The sequence below is a fragment of the Lysobacter sp. Root76 genome, from assembly GCF_001428685.1.
In the GTDB taxonomy this organism is placed as follows: domain Bacteria; phylum Pseudomonadota; class Gammaproteobacteria; order Xanthomonadales; family Xanthomonadaceae; genus Lysobacter.
On the sequence record NZ_LMIK01000001.1, the window covers coordinates 876393 to 892141 of the forward strand.

General features: G+C 69.6%; 20 protein-coding genes. 18 read left to right on the forward strand and 2 right to left on the reverse strand.

Annotated features, from left to right (window positions below):
* Positions 1-32: 32 nt before the first annotated feature.
* The 7 genes from purM to ASE10_RS03600 all read left to right on the forward strand — a co-directional run bounded on the left by purM (position 33) and on the right by ASE10_RS03600 (position 5112).
* Positions 33-1094: a phosphoribosylformylglycinamidine cyclo-ligase gene (gene purM, locus ASE10_RS03570; protein ID WP_055903230.1), complete on the forward strand. Its 1062-nt coding sequence runs from the start codon at positions 33-35 to the stop codon at positions 1092-1094.
* A gap of 28 nt (positions 1095-1122) precedes the next feature.
* Positions 1123-1728 carry a DUF2238 domain-containing protein gene (locus tag ASE10_RS03575; protein WP_055903232.1) on the forward strand — a complete coding sequence of 202 codons (606 nt, stop codon included), beginning with the start codon at positions 1123-1125 and terminating at the stop codon, positions 1726-1728.
* Positions 1725-2198 carry a hypothetical protein gene (locus tag ASE10_RS20510; RefSeq protein WP_162250443.1) on the forward strand — a complete coding sequence of 158 codons (474 nt, stop codon included), beginning with the start codon at positions 1725-1727 and terminating at the stop codon, positions 2196-2198. The genes ASE10_RS03575 and ASE10_RS20510 overlap by 4 nt, the downstream gene beginning before the upstream one ends.
* A 101-nt stretch (positions 2199-2299) precedes the next feature.
* Positions 2300-2707: a DUF4259 domain-containing protein gene (locus ASE10_RS20515; protein WP_055903320.1), complete on the forward strand. Its 408-nt coding sequence runs from the start codon at positions 2300-2302 to the stop codon at positions 2705-2707.
* 220 nt (positions 2708-2927) lie between these two features.
* Complete coding sequence (gene purN / locus ASE10_RS03590) at positions 2928-3590, forward strand: phosphoribosylglycinamide formyltransferase (RefSeq protein WP_055903322.1); 663 nt, start codon at positions 2928-2930, stop codon at positions 3588-3590.
* A 110-nt stretch (positions 3591-3700) separates the two neighbouring features.
* Positions 3701-4414, forward strand: coding sequence for a DUF3108 domain-containing protein (locus ASE10_RS03595; protein ID WP_082586041.1), 714 nt, complete (start codon positions 3701-3703; stop codon positions 4412-4414).
* Positions 4414-5112 carry a DUF3108 domain-containing protein gene (locus ASE10_RS03600; protein ID WP_055903324.1) on the forward strand — a complete coding sequence of 233 codons (699 nt, stop codon included), beginning with the start codon at positions 4414-4416 and terminating at the stop codon, positions 5110-5112. The genes ASE10_RS03595 and ASE10_RS03600 overlap by 1 nt, the downstream gene beginning before the upstream one ends.
* Positions 5113-5299: 187 nt before the next feature.
* Here the strand turns inward: ASE10_RS03600 and murA are convergent, their stop codons facing one another.
* Both murA and ASE10_RS03610 read right to left on the reverse strand, forming a co-directional pair.
* Positions 5300-6556 carry a UDP-N-acetylglucosamine 1-carboxyvinyltransferase gene (gene murA / locus ASE10_RS03605; RefSeq protein WP_055903326.1) on the reverse strand — a complete coding sequence of 419 codons (1257 nt, stop codon included), beginning with the start codon at positions 6554-6556 and terminating at the stop codon, positions 5300-5302.
* Positions 6557-6572: 16 nt separating this feature from the next.
* Complete coding sequence (locus tag ASE10_RS03610; RefSeq protein WP_055903328.1) at positions 6573-6809, reverse strand: BolA/IbaG family iron-sulfur metabolism protein; 237 nt, start codon at positions 6807-6809, stop codon at positions 6573-6575.
* Between the two features lie 326 nt (positions 6810-7135).
* Here ASE10_RS03610 and ASE10_RS03615 point away from each other — a divergent pair, with 326 nt between their 5' ends.
* The 11 genes from ASE10_RS03615 (at position 7136) to ASE10_RS03665 (ending at position 15692) form a co-directional block, all read left to right on the forward strand.
* A complete protein-coding gene (locus tag ASE10_RS03615) occupies positions 7136-8152 on the forward strand; it encodes a KpsF/GutQ family sugar-phosphate isomerase (RefSeq protein ID WP_056305009.1) in 1017 nt (338 codons plus the stop codon).
* 76 nt (positions 8153-8228) lie between these two features.
* Positions 8229-8777, forward strand: coding sequence for an HAD hydrolase family protein (locus ASE10_RS03620; protein WP_055903336.1), 549 nt, complete (start codon positions 8229-8231; stop codon positions 8775-8777).
* Positions 8774-9340 carry an LPS export ABC transporter periplasmic protein LptC gene (lptC, locus tag ASE10_RS03625; protein WP_055903339.1) on the forward strand — a complete coding sequence of 189 codons (567 nt, stop codon included), beginning with the start codon at positions 8774-8776 and terminating at the stop codon, positions 9338-9340. The genes ASE10_RS03620 and lptC overlap by 4 nt, the downstream gene beginning before the upstream one ends.
* The gene (gene lptA, locus ASE10_RS03630) at positions 9321-9848 is read left to right on the forward strand and encodes a lipopolysaccharide transport periplasmic protein LptA (RefSeq protein WP_055903340.1); all 528 of its coding nucleotides are present in this window, start codon (positions 9321-9323) and stop codon (positions 9846-9848) included. Before lptC ends, lptA begins: the two co-directional genes overlap by 20 nt.
* Positions 9848-10567 (forward strand): LPS export ABC transporter ATP-binding protein, encoded by a 720-nt coding sequence (lptB, locus tag ASE10_RS03635; protein WP_055903341.1) that lies wholly within the window; start codon positions 9848-9850, stop codon positions 10565-10567. Before lptA ends, lptB begins: the two co-directional genes overlap by 1 nt.
* A gap of 98 nt (positions 10568-10665) precedes the next feature.
* Positions 10666-12105 (forward strand): RNA polymerase factor sigma-54, encoded by a 1440-nt coding sequence (locus ASE10_RS03640; protein WP_055903342.1) that lies wholly within the window; start codon positions 10666-10668, stop codon positions 12103-12105.
* A gap of 362 nt (positions 12106-12467) precedes the next feature.
* The gene (raiA, locus tag ASE10_RS03645) at positions 12468-12794 is read left to right on the forward strand and encodes a ribosome-associated translation inhibitor RaiA (protein ID WP_055903344.1); all 327 of its coding nucleotides are present in this window, start codon (positions 12468-12470) and stop codon (positions 12792-12794) included.
* 43 nt (positions 12795-12837) lie between these two features.
* Positions 12838-13311 carry a PTS sugar transporter subunit IIA gene (locus tag ASE10_RS03650; RefSeq protein ID WP_055903346.1) on the forward strand — a complete coding sequence of 158 codons (474 nt, stop codon included), beginning with the start codon at positions 12838-12840 and terminating at the stop codon, positions 13309-13311.
* Positions 13308-14258 (forward strand): HPr(Ser) kinase/phosphatase, encoded by a 951-nt coding sequence (gene hprK, locus ASE10_RS03655; RefSeq protein WP_055903348.1) that lies wholly within the window; start codon positions 13308-13310, stop codon positions 14256-14258. Before ASE10_RS03650 ends, hprK begins: the two co-directional genes overlap by 4 nt.
* The gene (rapZ, locus tag ASE10_RS03660; protein ID WP_055903352.1) at positions 14255-15136 is read left to right on the forward strand and encodes an RNase adapter RapZ; all 882 of its coding nucleotides are present in this window, start codon (positions 14255-14257) and stop codon (positions 15134-15136) included. Before hprK ends, rapZ begins: the two co-directional genes overlap by 4 nt.
* A 214-nt stretch (positions 15137-15350) precedes the next feature.
* Positions 15351-15692 (forward strand): hypothetical protein, encoded by a 342-nt coding sequence (locus tag ASE10_RS03665; protein ID WP_156087599.1) that lies wholly within the window; start codon positions 15351-15353, stop codon positions 15690-15692.
* Positions 15693-15749 lie beyond the last annotated feature (57 nt).

The following is a 15749-nucleotide window of genomic DNA, read 5'->3' on the forward strand; positions in this document are numbered from 1 at the left end:
CGTCCTCTTCAAACGCGCCCGCCGGAGCCGCCGTGACCGCTTCCACCCCCGACGCTCCCACTCCCCTGACCTACCGCGACGCCGGTGTCGACATCGACGCGGGCAATGCCCTGGTCGAACGCATCAAGCCGATGGTCAAGCGCAGCTTCCGCCCCGAAGTCATGGGCGGGCTGGGCGGTTTCGGCGCGCTGTTCGACTTGTCCGGCAAGTTCCGCGAGCCGGTGCTGGTCTCCGGCACCGACGGCGTCGGCACCAAGCTCAAGCTGGCGCAGCAGCTCGGCCGCCACGACAGCATCGGCATCGATCTGGTCGGCATGTGCGTGAACGACATCCTGGTGCAGGGCGCCGAGCCGCTGTTCTTCCTCGACTACTTCGCCACCGGCAAGCTCGACGTGGACACCGCCGCGGCGGTGGTCGGCGGCATCGCGAGCGGCTGCGAGCAGTCCGGCTGCGCGCTGATCGGCGGCGAAACCGCCGAGATGCCCGACATGTATCCGCCGGGCGAGTACGACCTGGCCGGTTTCACCGTCGGCGCGGTCGAGAAGTCGCAGTTGCTCGACGGCAGCCGTGTCGGCGAGGGCGATCTGCTGATCGGCCTGGCCTCCAGCGGCCCGCATTCCAACGGCTACTCGCTGATCCGGCGCATCTACGACCGCGCCGGCCGCCCGGCCGACACCGACCTGGGCGGGGTCAAACTGATCGACGCGCTGATGGCGCCGACCCGTCTGTACGTGAAGCCGGTGCTGGAACTGCTGCGCGGCAACGGCGGCGAGCACACGATCCACGGCATGGCCCACATCACCGGTGGCGGCCTGACCGAGAACATCATCCGCGTGGTGCCCGACGGCCTCGGCCTGGACATCGATGCCGCGTCCTGGGAACTGCCGCCGGTGTTCCAGTGGCTGCAGCGCGAAGGCGCGGTGCCGCAGGAAGAAATGTGGCGCACCTTCAACTGCGGCATCGGTTTCGTGCTGATCGTGGCGCCGCAGGACGCCGCCGCGATCGAAGCCGAGCTGCAGCGCATGGAGCTGGCCCACTGGCGCATCGGCAAGGTGGTCGCGCGTGCCGATGGCGAACGCGTGCATATCGGCTGAGCCGCGGGTGACGTACGCGCAAGGGCGCATGAGCACGGTCCAGGGGATCGCGCTGGGCGCGGTGCTGGTCGTGTTCGCGATCAGCTGGATCGCGCCGACCAGCCCGTTCGAACAAGGCATGCACAGCGTGCTGACGGTGGTCGGCCTGGCCTGGCTGTGGCTGCACAACCGGCGCTGGCCGATGCGCGACAGCCATTTCGTCGCGATCTGCGTCTTCATGATCGCGCACTGCGTCGCCGCGCGCTGGCTGTATTCCTACGTGCCCTACGACCGCTGGATCCAGTGGCTGAGCGGCGGCTGGTCGCTGGATCGCGCGCTGGGCTTCGAACGCAATCATTTCGACCGCCTGATCCATTTCCTCTACGGCGTGTGCTTCGCGCCGGCGGTGCGCGAATACTTCCGCCAGCGCTGGCCCGCCCTGAGCGCGCGCCAGGCGTTCGTGCTCGCGGTCGCCGCGATCATGTGCACCAGCCTGATCTACGAATGGATCGAATGGGCGATCGCGCTGGGTATGTCGCCTGAGGCAGCCGAGTCCTACAACGGCCAGCAGGGCGATGTCTGGGACGCGCATACCGACATGTTCCTGGCGACCCTGGGTGCGCTGGCGGCATGGCCGCGCCGCCGCCGGGCATGAGCGCGAGCGAGCCTTCGCCCCTGCACGACTTCGCAGGCCGCGTCGCCGCGGTCGACTGGGACGCCTACGCCCGTCCCGACGGGATCGACGCCGCGGCGGTGCGCGACGCCCTGGCGCAAGCCCTGCACGCGCACGACCGCAGCAGCAGCGAGCGCGCCTATCGCGCCGTGCTGCAGGCGGTCGGCGACGATCGCGCCGGCAGCTACTGCGCGGTCGCGGTCGCGGTGCTGCCGTTCCTGGGCGAACTGATGCGCCACGGCGACAGCTGGCCGCGCAGCACGGCCCTGGAAGCCTTCGTCGACCTCGCCCTGTCGTTCGAGCCCGACGCCGGCCAGCAGGCGCTCGCCGCCGAACTGGCGCGGCAGGCGCGCGCCCTGCGCCCGGTGCTGGAAGCCATCGCCGCGCAAGGCGGCGCCGACGCGGTCACCGCCCATCAGGCCCTGCTGGGCCTGGAACCCGGCCCGGACTGAGCGCGGGCGCGCACGGCCCTGGGTTTCTTGCGACACTGGCCGCGCTGACGGCCTGGCCGCGCGGACCCGCGCGGCGCACGGCCGACCTTCATGGAGGATGCATGGGCGCCTGGGGCATCGGTTCGTTCGACAACGACAACGCCTGCGACTGGCTGCTGGACCTGATCGACGGCGAGGACCTCGCGCCGCTGCGCGTGGCGATTACGCAGGTGCTGGCCGACGACGACTATCTGGATTCGGATGTCGCGGTCGAGGCCCTGGCGGCGATCGAAGTGCTGGCCGCGACCCTGGGCCGCCCGACCGCCGCGATCACCGACGAGGACGATCTGCGGGCCTGGCTGGCGCGGCTGCAGCCGCAGGCCGACACGGCGCTGGTGCGCGAAGCCCTGCGCGCGATCGACCGGATCCTGGCGCCGGAATCGGAGCTGCGCGAGCTCTGGGAAGAAACCGAGGACTACGACGACTGGCGCGCCGACGTCGGACGCCTGCGTTCGCATTTGACCGCGTAACCCCGCGCGGCCGGGCGACGGCCGCCGCTCTGAACAGATTCGTCCGACCGGATTTGCCTGACAGGATTCGTCCGGCCGGATTCGAGCCCAGCGAGCGGGCACGCTTCGCAACGCCTGGCGGCACTCGATCCGCGCACCGGCGTCGGCCGATAGCCCTCCGTGCGCCGCCGGCCGCGGCGGATCGCCTAAAATGCGCCTCCGCTCCCGAATCCCCGCCCGCATGCCCCAGCTTCCCCGGATCGCCGTCCTCGCCTCGGGACGCGGCAGCAACCTGCAGGCGGTGCTGGACGCGATCGCGGACGGCCGTCTGGCCGCCGAGGTGGTCGGGGTCTACTCGGACAAGCCCGAGGCCGCCGCCCTGCAGCGGGTGCCGGCCGCGCAGCGCTGGAGCGCCGATCCGCGCGCTTACGCCTCGCGCGAGGACTTCGACGCGGCGCTCGCCGACGCGGTCGCCGCATCCGCGCCGGACTGGGTACTGTGCGCGGGCTACCTGCGCATCCTCGGCAACGGATTCGTGGACCGCTTCCGCGGCCGCCTGCTCAACATCCACCCCTCCCTGCTGCCGCTGCATCGCGGCCTGCGCACGCATGCGCGCGCGATCGCCGCCGGCGACCGCGAACACGGCGCCAGCGTGCATTTCGTGATCCCGGAGCTCGATGCCGGCTCGGTGATCGCCCAGGCGGTGGTACCGATCGTTCCCGGCGACGATGCCGACACCCTCGCCGCGCGCGTGCTTTCGGTGGAACACCCGCTGCTGTTGGCCACCTTGCAGTTGGTCGTGGCGGGCCGGATTACTGAACAGGGCGCAAACGTGACCCTGGACGGTCATCCGCTATTTACCCCCCTGCGTTTAGATTCCGCCGGGAATTCGCTGAGCCGCTGAACCCGGAAGCGGACCACTTGGTCGAGGGCTCCGCGCCCATCGCACCGGGCCTTCACACCGATCCACCCCGTCCGTCGACGCCTCGCGCCCCAAGGACCTTCGCTCCGCTTATGAAGTCACTCCTGCCCCTGCTCGCGGCCGCCCTGCTCGGCGCGCTGCTCCCCGCACGCGCGTCCGCGCTGGAACCGTTCGTGGCCGACTATCAGGTCTACAACAGCGGCAAGGTGCTGGGCGACGCGACCATGCAGGTGGTGCCCTCCGGCGGCCACTGGCGCATCGACCTGGATATCCGCGCCGAGCACGGCATGCTGGGCCTAGCCGGTGCCGCCGCGCAGCAGAGCACCGTATTCGACCTGGTCGGCGAGACCTACCGTCCGCTCAGCCAGGCGCTGCTGCGCAAGGTGGCGTTCTCCAAGCGCCGAGTGGTCGGCGTCTACGACTGGAACAAGCTCAGCGCGCACTGGACCGGCTACGTCAAGGAAGCCCGCCAGAAGCCCATCGCCCTGCAGGAGGGCGACATGAGCGGCCTGCTGATCAATCTGGCGGTGATCCGCGACGCCCAGCCCGGCAAGACCCTGAGCTACCGCTTCGTCGACGGCGGCCGCGCGCGCCCGCACCAGTACGTGGTCGCGCAGGAGCTGGAAAGCGTGTCGGTCGCCGATATGGGCTACAGCGCGATGCGCGTGAACCGGGTCCAGAGCGGCAACGAAGAGACCGTGATCTGGGTCGTGGAGGGCGTTCCGACCCCCGTTCGGATACTGCAGCGCGAAAACGGTCAAGATACCTACGACCTGCGTCTGGTCGAATACCGAGGAGTTCCCTGATGGCCCCTACCCCCAAGGTTCCGTCGCTGCGTCTGTCGCCCTGGCTGCTGGCCGGCGCGTTGCTGACGGCCAGCCTGCCCGCGCTGGCGATCAAGCCCTTCAGCGCCGACTACACCGCCAGCTACATGGGCATGCAGGGCAACGGCCGCATGACCCTGGCCGCGGCCGGCCCCGGCCGCTGGAAGTACAGCCTGGAAGTGAGCAGCGCCCTGGCCAATCTGAGCCAGTCGACCGTGTTCGAGGAAAAGGCCGGCCAGTGGCGGCCCCTGTCGGGCAACGACAGCAGCAAAGTGCTGACCCGCGGCAAGAACAAAACCGCGACCTACGACTGGAGCCGTGGCGTGGCGACCTGGGGCGGCGACGTCAAGCCCGACCGCGCCGGCCCGATCAAGCTGCAGAGCGGCGACCTGGACGCGCTGTTGATCAACCTGGCCCTGGTCCGCGACGCGCTGGCCGGCAAGCCGATGAGCTACCGCATGGTCGAGGATGGACGGGTCAAGCAGCTGACCTACACCGTGGCCGGCAAGGAAACCATCGACGTCGGCGGCAAGAGCCAGACCGCGACCAAGGTCACCAGCACCAACGGCGACAAGCAGACCATCGCCTGGGTCGTCGACGGCATGCCGGTACCGGCGCGGATCCTGCAGCGCGACAAGGGCCAGGACGCGATCGACCTGCGCGTGCGCGGCATGCGCTGACGCGGCCGGCGACGCGACCCAAACAAGAGCCCCGCGAGCGCGGGGCTTTTTTTATGCGCCGATGCGCCGGCCGCGCAGGTTTCGGCCCGCGGGCGCCGCACGGCCGTCCTGTCGGCCCGATCGCGCCCGACAAAAGAAGAGCCCCGCAGCAGCGGGGCTTTCGGTCGCTGCACCGCCGCCCCGAAGGTCAACTCACGCGACGGATCTTCGCGCCCAGCTTGGACAGCTTGGCCTCGATGTTCTCGTAGCCGCGATCCAGGTGGTAGATGCGGTCGATCGTGGTTTCGCCGTCGGCGACCAGGCCGGCCAGGATCAGCGAAGCCGAGGCGCGCAGGTCGGTGGCCATCACCGGCGCACCGCTGAGCTTGGCGACGCCGCGCACCACCGAGGTGTGGCCGTCGACGCGGATGTCGGCGCCCAGGCGCAGCAGCTCGTTGACGTGCATGAAGCGGTTTTCGAAGATCGTTTCGTTGATCACGCCCGCGCCTTCGGCGATGCAGTTCAGCGCCATGAACTGCGCCTGCATGTCGGTCGGGAACGCCGGGTACGGCGCGGTGGTCAGGTCGACCGAGCGCGGGCGGCGGCCCTGCATGTCCAGGGTGATGCGGTCGCCGTCGACTTCGATCTTGGCGCCGGCGTCGCGCAGCTTGTCGAGCACGGCGTCGAGGGTGTCGGCGCGGCTGCTGGTGGTGGTGACGCGGCCGCCGGTCATCGCGGCGGCGACCAGGAAGGTGCCGGTCTCGATGCGGTCGGGCAGCACGTCGTGGCTGCCGCCGTGCAGGCGTTCGACGCCGTGGACGACGATGCGGCCGCTGCCGGCGTGTTCGATGTTGGCGCCCAGGGCGTTGAGGCAGTCGGCCAGGTCGACCACTTCCGGTTCCATCGCCGCGTTCTCGAGCACGCTGGTGCCTTCGGCCAGGACCGCGGCCATCAGCACGTTCTCGGTGCCGGTCACGCTGACCACGTCGAAGACGAAGCGCGCGCCTTTGAGGCGGCCGTTGCGGTGGGCCTTGATGTAGCCGTTCTCGACCGTGATCTCCGCACCCAGCGCCTGCAGGCCCTTGATGTGCTGATCGACGGGACGCGAACCGATCGCGCAACCGCCGGGCAGCGAGACTTCGGCCTCGCCGTACTTGGCCAGCAGCGGGCCCAGCACCAGCACCGAGGCGCGCATGGTCTTGACCAGCTCGTAGGGCGCGACGTGGCTGTTGACCGTGGTCGGATCGACGGTGATGGTCGCGCCGTCGGTGACCACGCCGGCACCGAGCTCGCCCAGCAGCTTGGCGGTGGTGACCACGTCGTGCAGGTGCGGCACGTTGCGGATCGTCACCGGCGCATCGGCCAGCAAGGTCGCGCACAGGATAGGGAGCACGGCGTTCTTGGCGCCGGAAATCTGGACTTCGCCGTTCAGTGCCGGCCCGCCCTCGACCACGATCTTCTGCATGGAATGTCTACTCGGTTCAGGCCGCGGCGGCTTCGTCGGGGGTGAGGGTCTTCAGGGCCAGGGCGTGGATCTCGCCGCCCATGCGGTCGCCCAGGGTCGCGTAGACCAGGCGGTGGCGGGCCAGCGGCAGCTTGCCGCGGAAGGCTTCGGCCACGACCGTGGCTTCGAAATGCACGCCGTCGTCGCCGCGCACGTCGGCGCGGGCGCCGGGCAGGCCCTGTTCGATCAAGGATTGGATGGTTTCGGCGTTCACGTTCGGGGCACAGCCTTGGATTCGGACGGAGGACGACGGTACGCCGGTCGGCGCGATTGCGCGCGCGGCACGGCGAGCCGTGGAGAGTGGGGGTAACGCCCGGGTGGACGGGCATTCAGCGGACGAACCGCATAGAATTCACGGATTAGCCTAGCGGAAAGCCCCGCGGTCCGGAATGGCGGCAAAGGAACGGCCCGTCCCAGCGGTCGCCCCGCCCCAGCATTCGGGCAACGCGCGGCGAGCCAGGCCCGCCGACGCGGCCCCGGCCGCCGGCCCCTTTCCGACCCGGAGCGCCCGGCGCTTCGTCCCCAGAGCGACCTGTGCCGATGACGATCTCCCCCCTCACCGCGGCGTCCGCGCCGCACCCGGTCACCGATGCCGGCCTGGCCGCCAGCGGCCGGCGCGTGTTCGAGATCGAGGGCCAGGCCCTGGCCGCGGTCGCCGCGCGCATCGACGGCGCCTTCACCGCGGCCTGCCGGCTGATGCTGGCGGCGCACGGGCGGGTGGTCTGCACCGGCATGGGCAAGTCCGGCCACGTCGCGCGCAAGATCGCCGCGACCCTGGCTTCTACCGGCACCCCGGCCTTCTACGTACACCCGGGCGAAGCCGGCCACGGCGACCTGGGCATGATCACCGACGCCGACATCGTGCTGGCGCTGTCCTACTCGGGCGAGAGCGACGAAGTGCTGATGCTGCTGCCGGTGCTCAAGCGCCAGGGCAACAAGCTGATCTCGATGACCGGCCGCGCCCAGTCGACCATGGCCCGCGAAGCCGACGTCCACCTCGACGTCAGCGTCCCCGCCGAGGCCTGTCCGCTGGCGCTGGCGCCGACCTCCAGCACCACCGCCTCGCTGGCGATGGGCGACGCGCTCGCGGTCGCGCTGCTGGAAGCGCGCGGCTTCACCGCCGACGATTTCGCCCGCTCGCACCCGGCCGGCGCGCTCGGCCGGCGCCTGCTGCTGCACATCACCGACATCATGCACGCCGGCGACGACGTGCCCAGGATCGCCGCCGACGCCAGCGTCAGCGAGGCGCTGGTGGAAATGAGCCGCAAGCGGCTGGGCATGACCGCGGTGGTCGACGAGGCCGGCCGCCTGCTCGGCCTGTACACCGACGGCGACCTGCGCCGCACCCTCGACGACCCGGGCGTGGACCTGCGCTCGACCCGTATCGTCGAAGTCATGACCCGCGCGCCCAAGACCATCGGCCCCGAGGCGCTGGCGGTGGAAGCCGCGCAGCTCATGGAAACCCACAAGATCAGCGGCCTGCTGGTGGTGGACGCTGAACAGCGCGTGGTCGGCGCGCTCAATATTCATGACTTGTTGCGCGCTAGAGTGGTTTAAAGGCCAGGATTCGGGATCCGCGATCCCTTTCCCCGCACTACCCGCCTCGCGGCTCCCTCCCATTCCGAATCCCCACGTGCCCTACAGCCACCTCAACGACTATCCCGCCGAAGTCCGCGAACGCGCCGCCCGGATCCGGCTGGCCTGCTTCGACGTCGACGGCACCCTGACCGACGGCCGCCTGATTTACGACAGCGATGGCCGCGAGCTCAAAGCCTTCCACGTCCACGACGGCCAGGGCCTGGTGCTGCTGCGCAAGGTCGGGATCGCCGTGGCCTTCGTCACCGCGCGCGCCAGCACCATCGCCGAGCAGCGCGCGGCCGAACTCGGGGTCGAGGCGCATACCCGCGTCGCCGACAAGCTGGCCTGCGTGCGCGAGATCGCGCAGCGGCTGGGCCTGGACCTGGACGAGGTCGCCTTCATGGGCGACGACCTGCCCGACCTGAAGGTGCTGGCGCACGTCGGCCTGGCGGTCGCGCCCGCCAACGCCCACCCCTGGGTGCGCGAGCGCGCGCACTGGCGCACCGGCGCGCAGGGCGGCGCCGGCGCCGGACGCGAACTGTGCGACCTGTTGCTGGCCGCGCAGGGTCACGCCGAGCGCCTGCTGGCGCAGGTGCTGGCATGAGCTGGCGCGGCCTGATCACCGCGATCCTGCTGCTCGGCGCGCTCTCCAGCGGCTGGGCGCTGTGGTCGCAGCGCCACAAGGACCGCGGCATTCCGGCCAGCGGCGGGCGCTCGGACTACGTGCTCAACGACTTCGAAGTGGTCGTGCTGGACAAGCAGGGCAAGGAGTCCTTCACCCTGCGCGCACCCAAGCTGGTGCGCGATCCCAATATCAAGACCATGGACATCGCCACTCCGACCTTCCTGATCCCGCCTCGGGCCGAAACCCAGGGCGGCGCCTGGGAAGTGCGCTCCAAGAGCGCCTGGGTCAGCGCCAAGGCCGACGAGGTGCGCCTGCGCGGCGCGGTCCAGGCCGACAGCACCGACGCCTCCGGCAAACCGGTCGCCATCACCTCCGAGGAGCTGAACGTGTTCCCGGACACGAACAAGGCGACTTCGGCGGCCCCGGTTAAGCTGGTTCAGCCGGGCACTATAATGACCGGCTCGGGACTGCAGGCCGATCTCGATACCAAGAACGTCAACATCCCCAACGTCAAGGTCCGCTATGAAGCGAAAGCCCGCTAAGCCGCAGGTGCTGTGCCTGGTCGTCGCCCTGCTGGCGGCCACCGCGGCGCATGCGCGTTCTTCGGACCGCAACCAGCCCATGGACGTCGGCGCCGACCAGAGCAACTGCTCGGTCAGCAGCGACAGCGGTCCGTGCCTGCTCAGCGGCAACGTCAAGATCGTCCAGGGCACCTTGGTCATCAACGCCGCCAAGGCCGACATCAAGCGCGCCGACGGCGACATCAGCTACGTCACCCTGACCGGCTCGCAGGTCACGCTGAAGCAGGAAATGGACGACGGCTCGCCGTTCAACGGCCGCGCCAACAAGGTCGACTACGACATGCCGAAGGACACCGTGATCCTCACCGGCAACGCCTACGTCGACAAGGGCGGCGATACGATCAAGAGCGACCGCATCGTCTACAACATGAAGACCGGCCAGATCGAAAGCGGCGGCACCGGCGGCCGCGTCAACATGACGCTCAAGCCCAAGAGCAAGCCCGCCGCGCCGCCCAAGGGAGGCCGCTGATGCTGGTCGCCCGCGGCCTGCGCAAGGCCTACCGTTCGCGTGAAGTGGTGCGCGATTTCGGCCTGACGCTGGACGCCGGCGAAGTGGTCGGCCTGCTCGGTCCCAACGGCGCCGGCAAGACCACCTGCTTCTACATGATCGTCGGACTGGTCCCGGCCGACGCCGGCCAGATCGTGCTCGACGGCAAGGACATCACCAGCGAACCGATGTACGCGCGCGCCAAGTACGGCGTCGGCTACCTGCCGCAGGAACCCTCGGTGTTCCGCAAGCTCAGCGTCGCCGACAACCTGCGCCTGGTGCTGGAACTGCGCGACGACCTCGACCGCAACGGCCGCGAGCGCGAGCTGGCCAACCTGATGGACGAACTGCAGGTGACCCACGTCGCCGACCAGATCGGCGCCAGCCTGTCCGGCGGCGAGCGCCGCCGCGTCGAGATCGCGCGCGCGCTGGCGGCCAAGCCCCGCCTGATGCTGCTGGACGAACCCTTCGCCGGCGTCGACCCGATTTCGGTCGGCGAGATCCAGCGAATCGTGCGCCACCTCAAGAATCGCGGCATCGGCGTGCTGATCACCGACCATAACGTGCGCGAGACCTTGGGCATTTGCGACCGGGCGTATATCCTCAACGAAGGCGGCGTGCTCGCGCAGGGGGCTCCGGACGCGCTGCTGGCCAATCCCGACGTCCGTCGCGTGTACCTGGGCGAAACCTTCCGTCTGTAACCTTAGCTCGATTGCGCAGGGTTCCAGGCGTCGTTTTTCGCCAGCCCTGGAACGCGCTTGCGGCCGCCCGCCCCATCAGGTCGCGTTAGAAACCGAGCATGAAGCCCCGCCTCCAAGCCTCGCTAGGCCAACAGCTGGTGATGACGCCGCAATTGCGTCAGGCCATCCGTCTGTTGCAGTTGTCGGCGGTGGAGCTGGAAGCCGAGCTGGTCACCGCGGTGGAAAGCAATCCGCTGCTGGACTGGACCGAGACCGCGATCAGCGTCAGCAACGGCGCCGACAGCGGCGGCGACGAGCGCGAAAGCTCATCTCCCGAATCCTCCGGCGAGGACCGCGAAGTCCTGCCGCCGGAAGCCGACTGGGGCGCCAGCGACGGCGAACCCTGGTACCAGCGCATCGGCCCGTCCGACCAGGACGACGACGGCCCGGTCGCTGAACAGGTCGCCGACGCCGACACCCTGCACGACCACCTGCTGTGGCAGCTGCACCTGAGCCCGCTGACCGCGCGCGACCGCCTGCTCGGCGTGTCCCTGATCGAGGCCATCGACGACGACGGCTACCTGCGCGAGCCGCTGGACGCGATCGTCGCCTCGCTGGGGCCGGCCATCGACGCCGGCGTGGACGAGCTGACCACGGTCCTGCACCAGATCCAGCGCTACGACCCGGTCGGGGTCGGCGCGCGCTCGCTGGGCGAATGCCTGAGCCTGCAGCTGGCCCAGCTGCCCGCGGAGACGCCGGGCCGCGAACTGGCCGGCCGCCTCGCCAACGGTCCGCTCGAGCGCCTGCCCAAGATCGGCGCGGCCGGGCTGGCCAGCGAACTCAAGCTGGAAGTGGCCGAGGTCGAGACCGCCGTCCAGCTGCTGCGCTCGCTGGACCCCCGCCCGGGCGCCCAGATCGGCGCGATCGCGGCCGATACCTACGTCGCCCCGGACGTGGTGATCTGGCGCCAGCACGGCCTGTGGCGGGTCGCCCTGGCCGACGGCATGCGCCCGCGGGTGTCGATCCACCGTGCCTACGAGGGCATGATCCGCCACGCCAGCGCGGCCGACGCCAGTTACCTGCGCGGCCACCTGCAGGAAGCGCGCTGGCTGCTCAAGAGCCTGGAAGCGCGCGGCGACACCCTGCTCAAGGTCACCCGCTGCCTGCTCAAGCAGCAGGCCGCGTTCCTGGAATTCGGCGACAGCGCGCTGCGCCCGCTGACCCTGCGCGAAGTCGCCAACGAGATCGGCCTGCACGAATCCACGGTCTCGCGCGCGATCTCGCGCAAGTACGCGCGCACCCCGCGCGGGACCGTGCCGCTGCGCGCCTTCTTCGCCTCCGGCATCGACACCGGCGCCGGCGGCGAGGCCTCCAGCACCGCGATCCAGTCCATGATCCGGCGCCTGATCGAGGCCGAAAACCCGCGCAAGCCGCTGTCCGACGCGCGCCTGGCCGAGACCCTCAAGGCCACCGGCGTGCCGGTGGCGCGCCGCACCGTCGCCAAGTACCGCGAGGCGATGAGCATTCCGTCGTCGCAGGACCGGGTGCGAATGGGCTGAGGCCGGCCGCGAACGCCGCACGCCGCCTCATCGACTGCCTCATCCGCCCTCCGGCAACGTCTGCCGCAAGCGGAAGAAGAAAGATCGAAGCGAAGGCCGCCTTCACCGCGTGGAGCAATCGCCCCCGCTTCGTGGAACATCCTTCACCTTGCCTCTTAACCTCGTTTTTACTCCCGCACCCGACTTTGGTCGCAATCCGCGGTCGTAGTGCACGCGAAATCCGCATCGGATCAAGGCTTTTCACGCCAGCCGCCCGATTTCGTGTCTTCCACCCCTTGCGCCTTGTCGCCAGCGTGCGATGCTGGGCTCGTGGCTCCGGCTACGGAGCCGCATTCCCTAGTTGATGTGTAAGGAGGCCTCCGATGCGTATCGAAACCCACGGCCAGCAGCTCGAAGTCACCAGTGCGCTGCGTGACTACGTCGAATCCAAGCTGGCGCGGCTGCAACGTCACTACGAACAGCCTTTCGACATTCGCACCCAACTCAGCCTCGACAAGCCCGACCATCGCGCCGAAGCGACCGTGAACCTCGCCGGCCGCACCCTGCACTGCGACGCCGCCGCCATCGACATGTACGCGGCCATCGACCTGCTCGCAGACAAGCTCGACCGCCTGCTGATGAAGCACAAGAGCAAGCTCGTCGACCACCACCGCGGAGAAAGTCTCGCCCGGAACGGCGAATTAACCTGATCGTTCGGGGATAATGCGGCGCCTCCCGACGCTGTGTTGAACGATGCCGCTTCATGAACTGCTGAGCGCGCAACGGGTCGCGATCCTGGAGCAATCCAGCGATCGCGACGCCGTGCTGGAAGCCGCTGCGCGCCTGCTGGCCGACGGCACGCCGGCCGCGACCGGCGCCGTCGCCGACAGCCTGCGCGCGCGCGAGCGCCTCGCCAGCACCGCCATCGGCCACGGCGTGGCCATCCCGCACGGCCGCAGCGCCCTGTTCGGCGACAGCCGCGGCGCCTTTCTGCGCCTCGAACAACCGGTAGACTTCGGCGCTGCCGACGGCGAAAAGGTCGACCTGGTGCTCGCCATGACCGTACCCGAACACTACGTGCAACAGCATCTGCAACTGCTGGCCGAACTGGCCGAGCACTTCGGCGACGCCGAATTCCGCGCCGCCCTGCGCGGCGCGGCCGACGTCGACGAGCTGAGCCGGCGCCTGCTCGGCGGCGACGCCCTGCGCAGCGGGGCGCGCGCATGACCACCAGCATCAGCGCCGGGGAACTGTTCGAACAGCAACGCGAACGCCTGAGCCTGCGCTGGCTGGCCGGGCAACGCGGCGACGACCGCGTGGTCGAAGCGGTGGAGACGGTCGCGCGGCGGCCGTCGCTGGCCGGTTATCTCAACGCGATCTACCCCAACAAGGTGCAGATCCTCGGCAGCGAGGAACTGTCCTGGCTGGACGGGCTGGACTCGCGCCTGCGCTGGGAAACCATCGAAAAGATCATCCAGTTCCGCCCGCTGGCGCTGGTGATCAGCAAGGACCAGGCCTGTCCCGAGGACCTGCGCCAGGCCGCCGAGGAAAGCGGCACCGCGCTGTGGGTCTCGCCGCGGCGCGGCCACGAACTGCTCAACCATCTGCAGTACCACCTGGCCCGCACCCTGGCGCCGCGCATCACCATGCACGGCGTGTTCATGGAGATCTACTCGATCGGCGTGCTGATCACCGGCGAGTCCGGATCGGGCAAGAGCGAGCTGGCGCTGGAACTGGTCACGCGCGGCCACCGCCTGGTCGCCGACGACGCGCCCGAGTTCACCCAGATCGCGCCCGACGTGCTCGACGGCACCTGCCCCGAGATGTTGCAGGACCTGCTCGAAGTGCGCGGCCTGGGCGTGCTCAACATCCGCCAGATGTTCGGCGACACCGCGGTCAAGAACAACAAATACCTGCGCCTGATCGTGCACCTGACCAAGCCGATGACCGAGCCCCTGCCCTCGGGCATCGAGCGCCTCACCGGCGACACCGGCCTGCGCCGCGTGCTCGACCTGGACGTGCCGGTGATCACGCTGCCGGTCATGCCCGGCCGCAACCTCGCGGTGCTGACCGAAGCCGCGACCCGTCTGCACAGCCTGCGCATGAAGGGCCTGGATCCGGCCGCGGCCTTCATCGCGCGCCACAGCAATTTCCTCGAGCGCGGCGAATCATGAACCAGAGCGTCGAACCGATCCTGATCATCGTCAGCGGCCTGTCCGGCTCGGGCAAGTCGGTGGCGCTGCACACCTTCGAGGATCTGGGTTACTACTGCGTCGACAACCTGCCCGCCGAGCTGCTGCCCGCATTCGTGCGCAGCGTGGTCCAGGCCGGCGACGGCGCCCCGGCCAAGCTCGCGGTCAGCATCGACGTGCGCAACCGCCATAGCGATCTGGCCAATATTCCGGGCTGGCTGTCGACGGTGGGCGCGCTCGGGGTCGATCCCAAGCTGGTGTTCTTCGATGCCCGCGACGAGGTGCTGCTCAAGCGCTACGCCGACACCCGCCGCCGCCATCCGCTGAGCCAGCTCGGCCTGGCCCTGGCCGACGCGATCGCGCTCGAACACCAGGTGCTGCGTCCGCTGCGCCAGATCGCCGACGCCGTGGTCGATACCAGCGACCTCAACGTGCACCAGTTGCGTCGCTACGTGATCACCGAATTCGGCATGGGCGGCGAGACCGGCATGTCGCTGCTGTTCGAATCCTTCGCCTACCGGCGCGGCGTGCCGGCCGATGCAGATTTCGTGTTCGACGCGCGCGCCCTGCCGAATCCGCACTGGGACCCGACCCTGCGGCCGCTGTCCGGCCGCGACGCCGGCGTGCGCGAGTACCTCGAAGGGCAGCCTTACGTGCAGCAGTTCGTCGAGCAGATCGGCCAGTTCCTCGACACCTGGCTGCCGCGCCTGCAGGCCGACAGCACGCGCAGCTACGCCACCGTCGCCTTCGGCTGCACCGGCGGACGTCACCGCTCGGTCTACCTCGCCGAACGCCTGGCCGAACACGCACGCGAACGCGGCTGGAACGAAGTCGCGGTGCACCATCGCGAGTTGGACTGAGCGACGCGGCCGCGCCGCCTCCGTAGCGTCGTATCGCGCGATCGGCGGCGCGGCGCATTCATCGCCCGCCCCGCCACGTCGACCAGGTGAATCGGCGCTAAGCGCGGAGATCCTTACGAAACTTTTGCGCATCCGTACCGCGTTTCTACACGCGCGACCGTACGGTGAGGCTGCGCTGTCCGCAGCGCACTGCGTCCACACCGGAGCACCGACGATGACCTCACCCATTCGCACCCCGCTGCCGTGGTTGATCGCGCTGTCCGCAGCATTGGCGACGCCTCTGGCGCTCGCTCAATCCAACTCGCCGCAGGACCCGCCGCCGACCGCCCGCGGCGAGGTCTCGCAACCCCTGCCGTCGAAGGACGCCGCCGGCATCACTCCCACCTTCGCCGAGTACGACGTCGACAGCGACGGCAAGATCAGCAAGGCCGAAGCTGCGATCGACAGCAAGCTCAGCGCCGAGTTCGTCGCCCGCGATCAGGACGGCGACGGCGCGCTCAGCCAAGCCGAGTACCTCGCCGGGCGCGACCGCCACGACGGCGAAAAACGCAAGTAAGCCGATGCCGGCGAGCGCACTGCGCTCGCGGGCCGGCCCGAAACCAAGGAGCCCCAC

What these genes read in the sequence shown, in the direction of transcription:
- ASE10_RS20515 (WP_055903320.1), top strand. Translation starts at nt 2,300, where the DNA reads ATGGGCGCCTGGGGCATCGGTTCGTTCGACAACGACAACGCCTGCGAC.
- purN (WP_055903322.1), top strand. Translation starts at nt 2,928, where the DNA reads ATGCCCCAGCTTCCCCGGATCGCCGTCCTCGCCTCGGGACGCGGCAGC.
- hprK (WP_055903348.1), top strand. Translation starts at nt 13,308, where the DNA reads ATGACCACCAGCATCAGCGCCGGGGAACTGTTCGAACAGCAACGCGAA.
- ASE10_RS20510 (WP_162250443.1), top strand. Translation starts at nt 1,725, where the DNA reads ATGAGCGCGAGCGAGCCTTCGCCCCTGCACGACTTCGCAGGCCGCGTC.
- ASE10_RS03575 (WP_055903232.1), top strand. Translation starts at nt 1,123, where the DNA reads ATGAGCACGGTCCAGGGGATCGCGCTGGGCGCGGTGCTGGTCGTGTTC.
- ASE10_RS03615 (WP_056305009.1), top strand. Translation starts at nt 7,136, where the DNA reads ATGACGATCTCCCCCCTCACCGCGGCGTCCGCGCCGCACCCGGTCACC.
- ASE10_RS03650 (WP_055903346.1), top strand. Translation starts at nt 12,838, where the DNA reads ATGCCGCTTCATGAACTGCTGAGCGCGCAACGGGTCGCGATCCTGGAG.
- raiA (WP_055903344.1), top strand. Translation starts at nt 12,468, where the DNA reads ATGCGTATCGAAACCCACGGCCAGCAGCTCGAAGTCACCAGTGCGCTG.
- lptA (WP_055903340.1), top strand. Translation starts at nt 9,321, where the DNA reads ATGAAGCGAAAGCCCGCTAAGCCGCAGGTGCTGTGCCTGGTCGTCGCC.
- murA (WP_055903326.1), bottom strand. Translation starts at nt 6,556, where the DNA reads ATGCAGAAGATCGTGGTCGAGGGCGGGCCGGCACTGAACGGCGAAGTC.
- ASE10_RS03600 (WP_055903324.1), top strand. Translation starts at nt 4,414, where the DNA reads ATGGCCCCTACCCCCAAGGTTCCGTCGCTGCGTCTGTCGCCCTGGCTG.
- ASE10_RS03595 (WP_082586041.1), top strand. Translation starts at nt 3,701, where the DNA reads ATGAAGTCACTCCTGCCCCTGCTCGCGGCCGCCCTGCTCGGCGCGCTG.
- ASE10_RS03640 (WP_055903342.1), top strand. Translation starts at nt 10,666, where the DNA reads ATGAAGCCCCGCCTCCAAGCCTCGCTAGGCCAACAGCTGGTGATGACG.
- rapZ (WP_055903352.1), top strand. Translation starts at nt 14,255, where the DNA reads ATGAACCAGAGCGTCGAACCGATCCTGATCATCGTCAGCGGCCTGTCC.
- ASE10_RS03665 (WP_156087599.1), top strand. Translation starts at nt 15,351, where the DNA reads ATGACCTCACCCATTCGCACCCCGCTGCCGTGGTTGATCGCGCTGTCC.
- lptB (WP_055903341.1), top strand. Translation starts at nt 9,848, where the DNA reads ATGCTGGTCGCCCGCGGCCTGCGCAAGGCCTACCGTTCGCGTGAAGTG.
- lptC (WP_055903339.1), top strand. Translation starts at nt 8,774, where the DNA reads ATGAGCTGGCGCGGCCTGATCACCGCGATCCTGCTGCTCGGCGCGCTC.